Here is a 12,599-nt window from a genome sequence, read left to right on the forward strand (position 1 = left end):
TGGTAAAACAGCATACGAAAAGTAAGGGTTCAATAAGAAGTAAGTGCGTAAGAGCATGTTATGACGATGCTTTTAGGGAAGAATTGTTGTTTGGTTAACATCATTAACAAAGTGTGCTCGCGCCCTGAGTCACTTAACGCAATGATTGTTTGCTTGGTAGGGGGCGCAATATAGATTAAACCTGCAATGGCAACTATTGATGCCAACGTAATTAATTTATTATCGAAGTCGGCTATTTTTAGCGCAGTGCCAAAAGAGCGTTTAATGGTGACATTATTTAAATCGACACTGTAAACTTCATCCAGTAATAAATGAATTAACCCGCCAAATAAAATAAAACCGCCCGCTAACCAGGCAAAAGTGGCTGCCTGAGCTGTTGATTGGTCATTAAGCTTCCATGTTACTTGCGTTGTTAATAATGCGCATAGCACTAAAAATAGTAAAGAGTGGCAACTACCTCTATGCACTGTGATCCGTTCAAAAATGGGTCTAATTATGTATTTCATAAATCCGTACACTAATAACGGCACTACTATTAATTCAACAAAGCTAATTGTAATAATGAGCTCGGTTGTTATGTAATGCAGCACCAGTAATACAGCGCTGAGTGCGAATAAGTTAAAAATAGTATCGAGTGATGTGGAGTTATCTGAATCTATGTCGGGTAATAAGCCGCCAATAGAACCTAAAAACCATAACCAAAGTGCGCCGCTTAAATCAACATGGCCTGCAGATAATAAAGCGGCTGAACCTAAACCGGTGACGATGACGGCAGTATTTAGATGAGTATTGAAATTTGCCATTGTATCTCTTGATAAAAAAATAGGTTGGTATTCTAGCAATCAAAAACTTAATTGTTCAATGTACTTTAAATAATTAAAGTGGCTGCCTTGTTTGATTTAGTGGAGAATTTTAGTCCGCTTAGCAAAGCATCATAGCGAAAGGTCATTTTCGAGTAATTTGATATTTATATTCTTGCCCCAATATCAATAGTCATTATTACAACAGGAACATGAGAAACAGGACAGGCACATTTATTTAATTTTCTCTTGTGATTATTTGATTTCGCCCTTGCTCTTTTGCGTGATATAACAATTGATCGGCTGTTTTTAACATTTTAGAGAGACTATTAGGTTCTTGTAGCGCTGTAGCAGAAAAATGAATAAACCCGCAACTAAGAGTTACATTTATATTATTTCCATTGGAACAGTTAAATGTCTTATGCTCTGTTTCTGTACATATTTCTTTTAACACTTTTAACGCTTCATCTTCACTGGCATCAAATAATAATACAAACTCTTCGCCGCCTGTACGATAAACATCTTTCTCAGATACTTTTTGCTGAAAAAGCTCTACCAGTTGCATCAATATATCATCCCCAATATCATGCCCGTAGGTATCATTAACTTTTTTAAAAAAGTCTATGTCTAGCATGGCTAAACCAACATCTTTTTCAGCTTTCGTTCGTTGCTCAAAATCATGCCGCAATGCCAGTAAGTTGTTTGCATTGGTTAATGGATCTTTTAAAGCTAACTCAGTCAACTGAGCTTGATTTTTTAGGCGGTTTTTTTCATAAACGTGCGCGATCCCCCATACAATAAGGTACGCTAAAACAAAGTTCGCTAATGGTTTTATACTTTGTATATTATAAACACCGACTAAAATCCAAGTGTATATGAACAAATACATGATGGAAAAGATAAAGCCAGGCCGTATACTATTTAAAAAATAAAATAAAACGGGTAACGTCATTCCCCATGCACCAATCGCCGTGTTTAAATTGCTCATGTAGGTTGCATAAGTCACTAATAGCATATATATGGAAGAGGTTATTAAACTGTATGATAGCCTCAATTTATCGCTTCGAATTTTTAACAGTCAAAATAAAGAGTTCCCTGTAACGGGGAGGAATATGGATTGGTATTGGCAGTTAAACAGCAGTCTTTATGCATTCCCGGCAGGTTTGGAGCGCCAAGGAGTAGATCAAAATTTTGCAGATACAGAATATGGTAAAAATAATACCAGCATTCTAACATGGACATCAAGCTACAGAAGTCTTGTTACGGTATTAGAGTACCCGTCGTCAAAGGTTGCTTTTGCTGCCGCTGATGGCTTAAATGAAAAAGGACTGGTTATTAATGCGTTGTATGATGGTGAAACACGATTCCCTGATGAGACAAAATCTGATAAACCTCGTTTAAGTATTCTTCGTATTGTGCAATATATACTTGATACATGTGCAAGTGTTCAAGAGCCATACATCGTTAATTAACGAGTAGAGCGAGTATCAAATTGTCAAACTCTAGAGACAAAAAACTCCGTAATAACGGAGCTTTTTTGTCAACTTTTGAAGTAATCAGTCTATTAAACCCAGAGTCTCAAGTCTTTCTTTTGCTTTGATATAGCGTGTGTGAACATCATCAATCTGCTGTTGAGTTAGTTTTTTACCAAAGGTACGAAGGCCCCCAGTTGTATCACTGTGATGAATGCCAAAAGCATACTTCAGATACTCTAGAAGTAGCGGCTGTGCATCAAGGTAAGATATAGAGTTCATAGCTTGAGATATTTTATTTGCCTCAGCCCATTCGCCCTTATTTACGTGCTCTTGCATAGTGACACTTGCTTTTGGAAATATACAACCAACACCTGTGATTCCACCGCATGCGCCAGCAAGGCCTGCATGTACAGTTACGGTATCTACACCAGCTAGTACTTTTAAGTCTTTATTTTCTAGCATCATGGTTTCAATAACTGATACATCTATAGTAGATATTTTAAGCGCTGTTACTTCAGGTAAAGCAGCAAGTCTAGTAAGAAGATCAGTTGATAGCGCATGATAGCCAGCGGCGTCAGGGTTGTTATAAGGCATTATTGTTATGCCGGCCTCTTTTGCAGCTGTTGCAGAAAGTGCATAGTACTCATACATTTCTTCATCAGAAGGTGACTCTTTTGTTTTGGGTGGCATCACCATTACGGTATCTACGCCAACAGTCGCGAGCTCTGTAACGATTTTGGCAAGCTCTTCTTTTGTTTCTGCTGCTGCGCCACTGATCAATGGCACATTGTATTCTTTAGCAACACTTGAAAGGGCTTGTAGTAAAGAAAGGCGTTGCTCAGAACTTAGGTAGCTGTTCTCACCCAGAGTACCAGAGCCAACAAGGCCTCCCATACGCGTGCCTCCTTTTCCTTGCACTTTTAAAATGTCTGCAGCGTATTTTTGCGTTGCATCAAGGTCAATTTCAACAGTCCCAGACTCTGTTTTTTTTAGCCATGTAAATACGGCTGGCATAACTGTATATCGCCAATCTTTACTATTTGTTTCCATCATATTTCCTCTTTTAATTTCATATTGTATACATTATACAAATTTATTGTATCAGTAAAATTAACTTCGGCAAGGCTGGGATAAGAATAAACTATAAATCCAGCTTAAAGTTCAATTACAGATAAGAGCGTATAGACAGTAAAAACGGTTACGTTTTACAGTTATGCCAAAAGCTTACCTTGTGAATTCTGTAATTACATAGAGTTGTAGTGTTATCCAGCTTATGGTGCAGAGAATAAGCGAGCATAGACTTAATACATGCACTTTTTTAAAACTCACTCACGAAAAATCCGGCAAAGTCAAAATATTTCATGGGCTAACAGCAGAAGTCGTTGCGATAGGCAGACGGCCTCAATTTTTTTATCCATTTCGAACGAAAAATTTTGATTGTAGTAGTCACTATTTGTCATATAGAAATTAATCCCCTTAATTATTTCACTTTTTAAATTTATATTTAAATATATAATTAACTGAATATAAACATAAAAAAGCCTAATCTTGATTGTGGTTGTTTCATGTTTTTAATTTTATGCGAATTAAATGGATATTTAATATTGTATACAATATGTAATAAGTGTATATTTTTTACGTCAGAGGTACGACAGACAATAAATCAACAGGATCAAGGAACATTTACATGTTTACATATAATAAAAAGCAAACTCGGGGTGTGGGTGTAAAAACCCTATTGGCAACGGCAGTAACAGCAGCATTAATGATGACACCTGCTGCTCAGGCAGTTGATGGTAGTAGTATTGTGAAAGGCCACATTGTTGCGCAATCAGGCAGTGATTTAATTGGTGCAACAATTACGCTTAAGCATAAGAGTAAAGGTTTAGTCTACACCATAACAAGTAATGCTGAGGGTGATTACTTATTACGTAACGTACCTGTGGGGACTTATGACGTAACTATTGTAAAAGATGGTTACGAAACAATGACTGAAGAAAATGTTGATGTCACTATAGGTCAGTCAATTACCCTTGATGTACAACTTTTTAAAGCTGGCACTGACATTGAGCGTATCGCAGTATCCGGCTCAGCAATACGCCGTGTTGATATGGCTTCTTCAACCTCTGGTTTAACGTTTAGCGATGCTGAGCTTAAAGCAATGCCAGTAAATACGGGGTTTGAGAGTATTGCGTTACTTGCACCAGGTACCGCAGCTCCGGGTGGTTCTAATTTTAAAGGCGCCTCTAGTTTTGGTGGCTCATCAGCAGCTGAAAATGGCTACTATTTTAATGGCTTAAATGTAACAAGTATTCGCACAGGGTTGGGTTCAATTCGTCTACCGTGGGAAGCTATTTCTCAAACTCAAGTTAAAACCGGTGGTGTAAGCCCTGAATTTGGTGGTGCATTAGGCGGTATTGTAAACGCTGTATCTAAATCAGGTGATAATGATTTTAAATTTGGTGCAGAGGTGCGCTGGGATCCTGATAGTCTTCGTAGTCAGCATGATTCAATATTCCAAGATAGTGGAACTATCGATACTAATACTCAACAAAGTAGTTACGATTTTAAAGAAGTACAGTTATGGGCGAGCGGTGCGATTATTGAAGATACGCTTTTCTTCTATGGTTTATTTGCTCCACGCAGAGAAGAGACTAACAGTGCGGGACAAACCACTTTCTCTGATTTTGAGCGTGATGAAGACCGCTGGTTTACCAAGGTCGACTGGTTCATTAATGAAGACCATTCAGTAGGTTTCTCTGCGATGAATAACAAACGTACGTGGACCGATAAAACATTCGCTTATAACTGGCAAGATAATGTGGTAGGTGACCAACAGGGTGTAGATGCACCTGGCGAAGATGGCGGCAATGTATACAGTATTAACTACAATGGCTATCTGACTGATACATTTTCAGTGTCAGCTGTTGTTGGCCGTGTTACAGAAAATGTTGAAAACGTTGTAGCATCACCTAACCCAGGTGTGTGGGATGAACGTGATGGCTTTGTAACGTTAAGTCAGCATACAAATTCCGGTATAACGGAAGAAGAATATATTCGAGACCAAGCCAGAATTGATTTTAACTGGGACTTGGATATGCATTCAATCCAGTTTGGTATTGATTACACCAACGTGAAGGTTGATTACTTTGAAGGTCAAAATGGTATTGGGGACGCTGAAGGCTGGTGGACTATAAAAACTGCTGGCGAAAACGATGTCTCTGGTGCAGCACTAGGTAGTGACTTTATCGAAAGACGGATACGTAGCCGTGAGGTCGATTCAGATGCTACTTCATTAGCGTTTTATATTAATGATTCATGGCAAGCAACTGATAATTTAGTGCTTAATATGGGATTGCGTTATAGCCAGTTTGAAAATACGGTGACAGACGGCAGAGCATTTGTTGATATTGATAATCAAATAGCACCTCGTTTACAAGCTATTTATGATGTATCGGGTGATGGTAGCGCGAAAATATTCGCCACATACGGGCGCTATTTTCAGCCAGTATCTGCGAACATGAATATCACTCAAGGTTCCGCATCTATTGAATGGTTTGAGTATTTCGATTTAGATCAATTAGAGGGCAATGGATCACCTACTTTATTAGCAGATGGTTCTCCTAGCAGAGGTGACATGTTACGTGATAGACGCTGGCGCCAGCGTGGTATTACAGAGCCTGGTTTAATTGCCTCGTCTTCTTTAAAACCAATGTATAGTGATGAGTTTACAATAGGTTATCAACAAGAAGTTTTTGACACTATGTCTGCGGGTGTACGTGCTATTTACCGTGATCTAGGTCGCAGTGTTGAAGATACCGATGTTGGTCCTGTGCTTGCTAAAAAGCTTGCTGAAATGGGTATCACCGATAACGTAGGGCAAGGTTCATATTATGTGCTTAATAACCCTGGTGAAGCGATTCAAATGTCGTATGACTTTGATGGTGATGGGGAAATTGATAACGTTAATTTGAGTGCTGATGAGCTAGCACTTGCCGAAGCTCAACGCAGATACTTGGCTCTTGAATTTACTTTAGATGGCAATGTAACAGATGATTTACGTATCAACACATCATACACATGGTCACATAGTTATGGTAACACTGAAGGTTTAGTTAAAACGGATAACAACCAAGCAGATCCAGGTTGGACTACCTCATATGACTACGGTGATTTAATGGATCATGGCTACGGTAATTTACCTAATGACCACCGCCATGCGATCAAATTTAGTGGCGCGTATAATATTACCGATTCACTGACTGTAGGTTTAGTGGCCAGAACAACATCGGGTCGTCCAAAGAGCTACTTCTCAGTGCATCCTGAAGGTGTTGATAGCTGTGAGCAAGGCAGCCCGTGGGATGCATGTGTGAGTAAATACTACGACCAAGCATCGCACTATGATGAAAACGGCAACCCTGCACCACGTGGTAGTAAAGGTAACTTACCTTGGTTAACTAATGTGGATATGTCACTGACTTATTATACGGACTTTTTTGGCCCTGACATGACCTTAAAAGGCACTGTATATAACTTATTTGATGGAGATAGCGCGATAAATATTAACGAAGAGCGCGCTCAGTATGGCGATAACGGCTTAGAGTTAAACCCTGATTATGGTTTAGTAACTAGCCGTCAAGGTGCTCGATATGTATCGTTAACCGCACGTATCGAGTTTTAATTCCCTGGTAAGACAGCTGTTTGAAAGCAGCATGCTAAGTCATTTACCTTGGGTAGTTTAGTATGTTGCTTTGATGTTTAAGCACATTCTCATATAGAGCCACACAGCCTTGATGCCGAGCAGGAAACTGCTTGGCATTTTTCGTATAAATTTAAAGGTTACCTATGACTAATTGTTTATATTCTCATTGGCAACAGCCAAAAAATGATTGGCTAGCGATCAATACGCTCGATATGCATACCGGTGGTGAGCCTCTTCGTATAATTATTGATGGTTTTAGTAATTTGCAAGGCCAAACTATGCTCGAGAAACGAGCCGATTGTTTGGCAAGATTTGATCACTTACGCAAAGCGCTGATGTTTGAACCCCGAGGCCATGCTGATATGTACGGTGCAGTAATCACTGAGCCTGAACATAAAGATAGCCATTTTGGCGTACTGTTTTTACATAATGAAGGTTATAGCACCATGTGTGGCCATGCCATTATTGCGCTTGCTACAGCAGCAAAAGATTGCAGTATCAGCCACTTTATAGACGGGGTTAATGAGCTACGCATAGATACCCCCGCAGGGCTTATTAAGGCTTATATTACACTTAAAGATAAACAATTAACCAATGTGTGTTTTGATAACGTGGCAAGTTATGCTCCAAAGCTTGATATGCACATTGAGTTACCCATGTTTGGTGCAGTTAGTTGTGATATCGCATACGGCGGCGCTTATTACGCTTTTGTAGATGCTGACACTATTGATTTAAGTTTAGCGCCCAATAACCATGAGCAAATTATTAGTTTAGGCAAAGCGATAAAGCAGAAAATTAACGGCCAATATCAGCCAACGCACCCTACAGATGACGCATTGAGCTTTTTATATGGGGTTATATTTTATTCTAATTCACAAACAAGTCATTCAAGTTTTAGCCGACATGTGTGTATTTTTGCCGAAGGCGAACTAGACCGCAGCCCTACGGGGACGGGCGTCAGTGCAAGAGCCGCATTAGAGTTTGCAAAAGGCAGGCTGGCAATCGGTCAGCGAATAAAAATAGAGAGTATTTTGGGCTCGGTATTCACTGTTGAGCTAAAAGCGCAATGTTTATTAGCTGATATTAATGCGGTTGTGCCACGGGTTAGTGGCGAAGCGTTTGTAACTGGTAAACATACATTTCTAATTGATCCAGATGATCCCCTAAAACAAGGATTTATTTTCAGATGAACAAGCAATTTATAGCTCGCCAACAATCGATGAAACAGGCTATGGCCGTTGAAGGCTTATCAGCATTATTGGTACTAGGCCATGAAAATATTCGTTATTTAAGTGGTTTTAGCGGTAACGCCGCTTATGCGTTAATAACCGCAGAGCAGTTTGTACTGATCACTGATTATCGTTACTTTGGCCGCGCGCAAGAGGAATGTACAGGCTTTGAAGTTATCTGCCGTGACCGAGACAATGAAACTTTAGGCCAATGTATAAGTCGCTTTTTAGCATCTAATAGTCAATTAGGTTTTGATGCTGCATTTATTAATGTAGCGCTTTGGCAGCAAGTATCGAGTGAATTAACGAGCCATACACTCACACCAGTTACTGGTATGGTAGAGCGTTTACGGATGGTTAAAAGTGACTGGGAAGTTGCGCAAATAAAAGCTGCTGCTGCCATTGCTGATGAAGCACTCAAGCAAACATTACCGTACTTTAAAGCGGGTGTGAGTGAACGAGATTTAGCGTTAGAGTTAGAGTTTAGAATGCAAAAGTTAGGCTCTGAGGGCATGTCGTTTGCAACGATTTTAATGTTCGCAGAGCGTACCTCGCTGCCGCACGGTAGCCCAAGTGAGTGCACGTTAAAAGAAGGCGATTTTATTACGCTTGATTTTGGCGCAGTTGTTAATGGCTACCGCTCAGACATGACACGCAGCTATGTGCTAGGGCAAGCATCAACAAAGCAAACGGCTATTTATAATAGCGTGGCGACAGCACAACAAGCTGCGATTGATTTACTTAAGCCTGGTGTTCACTGCACCGACTTGCAAAATGCATCACAACATGTACTAGATGCTTCAGGTTTTGGGGATCATGCCGGACAGGGCTTGGGTCATGGGCTTGGACTATTTTTGCATGAGCAGCCGTTTATCAATAGCAACGTTAAGCATATATTAGAAGTTGGCAATGTGATCACCATAGAGCCAGGCATTTATATCCCTGAATATGGCGGGGTGCGTTTAGAGGAGGACATCTTGATCACCAACACGGGTTATGAAATTTTAACTCACGCTCCTAAACCTTTTGAGCTGGAACTATAATTATGCAGATTATTGAGAAATACGAAATTGATAATGTATTGAATTTTGATACATTGCTCACTGCGATGCGCCAAGGCTTTGCACAAGAATTTGGTATGCCAAAACGCAATGTCTACGAGCTTGATGAAAGTAACTTAAGCCATGATGCGTTTGCAGTCTTACCCGCGTGGAATGAGCATGTGATTGGTGTAAAGGCGTTTACGTATTTTCCTAAAAACAGTCAAGTTGGGTATGAATCTTTGTATTCTAAAATAATGCTGTTTTCACGCGATCATGGTGAACCATTAGCTTTGGTAGATGGAACTCGTATTACATTATGGCGTACGGCAACAGTATCGGCATTAGCCAGTTATTATTTATCACGGGAAAATAGCCAGCATCTTATATTTTTTGGCAGTGGAAACCTCGCTGAGTACATGATAAGAGCGCATCTAAGTGTGCGAAACTTTACTCGTGTTACACTAATTGCGCGCAATCAAGAAAAAGTAATGGCATTACAAAACCGTTTAAAGACAGCATTCGTTAATATTGATGTTGTAATAGGAAAAAGTGATGAGTCAACTATACACAGTGCTGATATAATTAGCTGTGCAACAGGCTCTGCGGCACCATTGTTTGACGGAAACTGGCTAAAGCCGGGTACCCATGTTGATTTAATCGGTAATCATCATAGTGAAGCAAGAGAATGTGATAGCAAAACAATTACTCGCAGCCGCGTGTATGTTGATAGTCGAGAAAATGTGTTAAGTGAAGCTGGAGAGCTACTGCTCCCGATTAAAGAAGGTGTTTTTAGTGAGCAAGATGTGTGCGCAGAGCTTGCGCAGTTAGCACAAGAAGACTGCTATGCACGCTTTAATGAAACTGATATAACTGTATTTAAATCAGTAGGTACAGCATTGAGCGATTTAATTGCAGCGAATCATGTTTATCAATCATTACAAGGCTAGAACACCATGAGCAGTGTACTTTTAACACTTGGCATTTGTTTTATAAGTGTTGGCTTTTTACCTTTAGCTCGGTGGTTAAAATGTAAAGTGAGTAAACATCATTGGCGAGTGTGTGAAATTGAAAATATTACGACGGTCGTTAGTAATCGCATTACAGCGTTAGAGCTAGCCCAGCAGCAAACAATGTTAGTTAACTTTCGCTTTAATGGCCATTTACACAGCGTATTAGTAGGGCATGATGACACGTTATTTTCTCGTTTTAAGCAAGGTAAAGTATGCACTCTTTTGGTTGATGCAGATAACCCTACGAATGTTTACAACAATGCCCAGCTTTGGCATAACTTTGCTTTGGTATGGTTATTCGCTGGGCTGAGTTTATTAATTGGTAGCTTCCATTTTAGCTAAGATGGTTAAGAAGCGAGTTTGGTGGCTTCGGATTATTTACACAATCAAACTCGCTGCTTTTTGGCATAAGGTAAACGTGTAATCGAGTGTGTTGTGTGATAACTGTCTAAGCCACTTACCGCCACTGTGTTGAGAGCCTCAATGTTGATATAGCCATCATCGCTAATAACATTCCCGTCTATGTGTAAATCTATTATTTCACCTATCACAAGCTCAGTGCCGTTTATTTTAAGGTGTTGATGCTCTACAAGCCTTACGGCGTATTTTAAACGACTCTGTGAAACAAACGGGGCATTAAAGTCATTTAAATATTCAGGGCTTAAACCAGTTGCATCAAACTCTGACTCATCTCTATCATAGCGAGCCGAAGTTTGGTGAGCTTGGCTGTAAATATCACCATTAACTTGATTAATGGTGTAATAGCCTGTTTCTTTTATATTTTCAAAGGTATGGCGTGGTACGCTGTGGGGACGAATGATCATACCAACGAGAGGAGGGTGTGCGCCTAAGTGGAATACCGAGCTAACAATGGCCAAGTTTGTTTGCCCATTTTTACTTTGTGTACCAATTAAATTGGCGCTTTTGAACCCAGACAGTGAATTAATTAAATGAGCGCGATAACGTGAATCAAGCTGCTCGAGTGCCATTTTATCTAACTGCATTGTGAATCCTTTTTGAGGGGTAAAATTCAGGAAAGTAGTAAATGTATTACCAAGGAATTTTGTTCCCTTGATAGTCAATGTAGGCGCAATTTCCTATTTCTGTTAACTCATTTGGCCGTTGTAAAAGTGAGTAAAGTGAGCGTGCTACATACTGAGGGCTGAATAATTTGCCTTGCGGAACATTTTTTTGAAATGGCTTTGATAAAAAGGTATCCGTGGTTCCTGGATGAAACAGCACTAATCGTGTTTGCTTAGCCCGACGACTGAGCTCAATGGCTGCGCTTTGAAATAGCATATTAAGCGCGGATTTTGACGCTCTGTAGCTGTACCAACCTCCTAGTTTATTGTCACTTATACTGCCAACGCGAGCGCTTAGGCAGGTTATGGTGCAGGGCGTTTTGTGATCTAATAATGGGGCAATCGCCTGCAAACATAGAATAGGCGTTAACGCATTTGTGTTTAATAAGGTGTTAAAGTATTGCTCATTAATATCTTCAAGCTTTTTCTCAGGCATGGCCTCTTCAAAGTGTAATTGCCCATTGAATATAATGACCTGATGAGGCTTTATGTTGTGCTTTTTAATATGGTTTGTTAATTCATTCAGGCTGGCTTTTGAATAGTCGCAAACGAACGATTGAATATCGAGGCGATTATCGCTTAGGTTAATAGCATGCCTACTAACGCAAATAACGCTCGCACGGGAGTCATGCTCCGCAATTGTGGCTAAGTAAGCACTTGCAATGGCACTATTTGCGCCAAATAGAATATACACTTTCGCCATTATTTTATCCCACATCGGGTAGTGCAAAACAAGGTCGTGACTTGTTTACGATATTTGGCAAATAGCCAATAACCTACATCTGCACAAAAGCGAACGATAGGTAATTGCAGCAGTTTTAACCATGAATGGTGGCCAACGGTTTGCCAAGCAGCAAAGGTAACATCTAGGCCGTACAACATTTCACCGTTATCTCGTTGGCCGTGTAAAAAAGCCATGGCGTCTTTACGTTTAATGTAGCTGTAACGGCTTTCGAAGTCGTCTTTATTAATGTCTTCAAGTTTAATTTTGTTATGTGCATCAGCGCGCTTTAATGAGCGCATTTCTTTTGCGCAAAGAGGGCAGTTGCCATCATAAAATATAATCATAACGAGTCATTGTTTATTAGGTACATTATTACTTGTTACGAAATAGAATATGCTTTGGATCTATTAAATTGGCTTTATGAATGATATTAATAGAGGTTAAGAACAATAAAGGTAAGCGCGTGTTGGCTTTTGTTTCTACTCTCACTCCACGCTTTAAAGTCATGCACCGCTTATTACTCATACCCTTTGG

The 12,599-nt window shown here is 39.9% G+C and carries 11 protein-coding genes and 1 pseudogene; 6 read left to right on the forward strand and 6 right to left on the reverse strand.

The features are described from left to right. Window positions 1-128: 128 nt before the first annotated feature. Both QMA12_RS18200 and QMA12_RS18205 read right to left on the reverse strand, forming a co-directional pair. A pseudogene (locus QMA12_RS18200) lies at window positions 129-803 on the reverse strand (metal-dependent hydrolase); the annotation flags it as partial. Window positions 804-1,038: 235 nt separating this feature from the next. Further along, the gene (locus tag QMA12_RS18205; RefSeq protein WP_356948030.1) at window positions 1,039-1,815 is read right to left on the reverse strand and encodes a GGDEF domain-containing protein; all 777 of its coding nucleotides are present in this window, start codon (window positions 1,813-1,815) and stop codon (window positions 1,039-1,041) included. 4 nt (window positions 1,816-1,819) lie between these two features. On the opposite strand from QMA12_RS18205, the gene QMA12_RS18210 reads away from it, so the two are divergent. Further along, on the forward strand, window positions 1,820-2,272 hold the full coding sequence (locus QMA12_RS18210) for a linear amide C-N hydrolase (protein WP_290210937.1): 453 nt from the start codon (window positions 1,820-1,822) through the stop codon (window positions 2,270-2,272). An 84-nt stretch (window positions 2,273-2,356) separates the two neighbouring features. Here QMA12_RS18210 and QMA12_RS18215 read toward each other — a convergent pair whose 3' ends face one another. Then, window positions 2,357-3,325 carry a dihydrodipicolinate synthase family protein gene (locus tag QMA12_RS18215; protein ID WP_087533224.1) on the reverse strand — a complete coding sequence of 323 codons (969 nt, stop codon included), beginning with the start codon at window positions 3,323-3,325 and terminating at the stop codon, window positions 2,357-2,359. Window positions 3,326-3,962: 637 nt separating this feature from the next. Here QMA12_RS18215 and QMA12_RS18220 point away from each other — a divergent pair. The 5 genes from QMA12_RS18220 to QMA12_RS18240 all read left to right on the forward strand — a co-directional run bounded on the left by QMA12_RS18220 (window position 3,963) and on the right by QMA12_RS18240 (window position 10,601). After that, window positions 3,963-6,956, forward strand: a complete 2,994-nt coding sequence (locus QMA12_RS18220; RefSeq protein ID WP_290210938.1) for a TonB-dependent receptor — start codon at window positions 3,963-3,965, stop codon at window positions 6,954-6,956. Window positions 6,957-7,120: 164 nt separating this feature from the next. Further along, a complete protein-coding gene (locus QMA12_RS18225; protein ID WP_290210939.1) occupies window positions 7,121-8,167 on the forward strand; it encodes a proline racemase family protein in 1,047 nt (348 codons plus the stop codon). Next, window positions 8,164-9,249 carry a Xaa-Pro peptidase family protein gene (locus QMA12_RS18230; RefSeq protein ID WP_290210940.1) on the forward strand — a complete coding sequence of 362 codons (1,086 nt, stop codon included), beginning with the start codon at window positions 8,164-8,166 and terminating at the stop codon, window positions 9,247-9,249. The genes QMA12_RS18225 and QMA12_RS18230 overlap by 4 nt, the downstream gene beginning before the upstream one ends. Before the next feature lie 2 nt (window positions 9,250-9,251). Beyond that, window positions 9,252-10,196 (forward strand): ornithine cyclodeaminase family protein, encoded by a 945-nt coding sequence (locus tag QMA12_RS18235; RefSeq protein ID WP_290210941.1) that lies wholly within the window; start codon window positions 9,252-9,254, stop codon window positions 10,194-10,196. A 6-nt stretch (window positions 10,197-10,202) separates the two neighbouring features. Then, window positions 10,203-10,601: a hypothetical protein gene (locus QMA12_RS18240; protein ID WP_290210942.1), complete on the forward strand. Its 399-nt coding sequence runs from the start codon at window positions 10,203-10,205 to the stop codon at window positions 10,599-10,601. 44 nt (window positions 10,602-10,645) lie between these two features. Here the strand turns inward: QMA12_RS18240 and QMA12_RS18245 are convergent, their stop codons facing one another. From QMA12_RS18245 to QMA12_RS18255, 3 genes are read right to left on the reverse strand one after another with little or no spacing between them, the layout of a single operon-like run. Then, on the reverse strand, window positions 10,646-11,263 hold the full coding sequence (locus QMA12_RS18245) for a flavin reductase (RefSeq protein ID WP_290210943.1): 618 nt from the start codon (window positions 11,261-11,263) through the stop codon (window positions 10,646-10,648). Between the two features lie 46 nt (window positions 11,264-11,309). Beyond that, entirely contained in the window at window positions 11,310-12,044 is a 735-nt protein-coding gene (locus QMA12_RS18250; RefSeq protein WP_290210944.1) for an SDR family NAD(P)-dependent oxidoreductase, read from the reverse strand. Next, entirely contained in the window at window positions 12,044-12,409 is a 366-nt protein-coding gene (locus QMA12_RS18255) for a DUF393 domain-containing protein (protein WP_290210945.1), read from the reverse strand. Before QMA12_RS18255 ends, QMA12_RS18250 begins: the two co-directional genes overlap by 1 nt. Window positions 12,410-12,599: the final 190 nt, after the last annotated feature.

This window comes from Pseudoalteromonas sp. APC 3893 (genome assembly GCF_030408095.1).
GTDB lineage: Bacteria > Pseudomonadota > Gammaproteobacteria > Enterobacterales > Alteromonadaceae > Pseudoalteromonas.

Excerpts from the sequence above, each read along its gene's own strand:
- QMA12_RS18205 (WP_356948030.1), bottom strand. The coding sequence starts at position 1,815 with ATGCTATTAGTGACTTATGCAACCTACATGAGCAATTTAAACACGGCG.
- QMA12_RS18210 (WP_290210937.1), top strand. The coding sequence starts at position 1,820 with ATGGAAGAGGTTATTAAACTGTATGATAGCCTCAATTTATCGCTTCGA.
- QMA12_RS18215 (WP_087533224.1), bottom strand. The coding sequence starts at position 3,325 with ATGGAAACAAATAGTAAAGATTGGCGATATACAGTTATGCCAGCCGTA.
- QMA12_RS18220 (WP_290210938.1), top strand. The coding sequence starts at position 3,963 with ATGTTTACATATAATAAAAAGCAAACTCGGGGTGTGGGTGTAAAAACC.
- QMA12_RS18225 (WP_290210939.1), top strand. The coding sequence starts at position 7,121 with ATGACTAATTGTTTATATTCTCATTGGCAACAGCCAAAAAATGATTGG.
- QMA12_RS18230 (WP_290210940.1), top strand. The coding sequence starts at position 8,164 with ATGAACAAGCAATTTATAGCTCGCCAACAATCGATGAAACAGGCTATG.
- QMA12_RS18235 (WP_290210941.1), top strand. The coding sequence starts at position 9,252 with ATGCAGATTATTGAGAAATACGAAATTGATAATGTATTGAATTTTGAT.
- QMA12_RS18240 (WP_290210942.1), top strand. The coding sequence starts at position 10,203 with ATGAGCAGTGTACTTTTAACACTTGGCATTTGTTTTATAAGTGTTGGC.
- QMA12_RS18245 (WP_290210943.1), bottom strand. The coding sequence starts at position 11,263 with ATGCAGTTAGATAAAATGGCACTCGAGCAGCTTGATTCACGTTATCGC.
- QMA12_RS18250 (WP_290210944.1), bottom strand. The coding sequence starts at position 12,044 with ATGGCGAAAGTGTATATTCTATTTGGCGCAAATAGTGCCATTGCAAGT.
- QMA12_RS18255 (WP_290210945.1), bottom strand. The coding sequence starts at position 12,409 with ATGATTATATTTTATGATGGCAACTGCCCTCTTTGCGCAAAAGAAATG.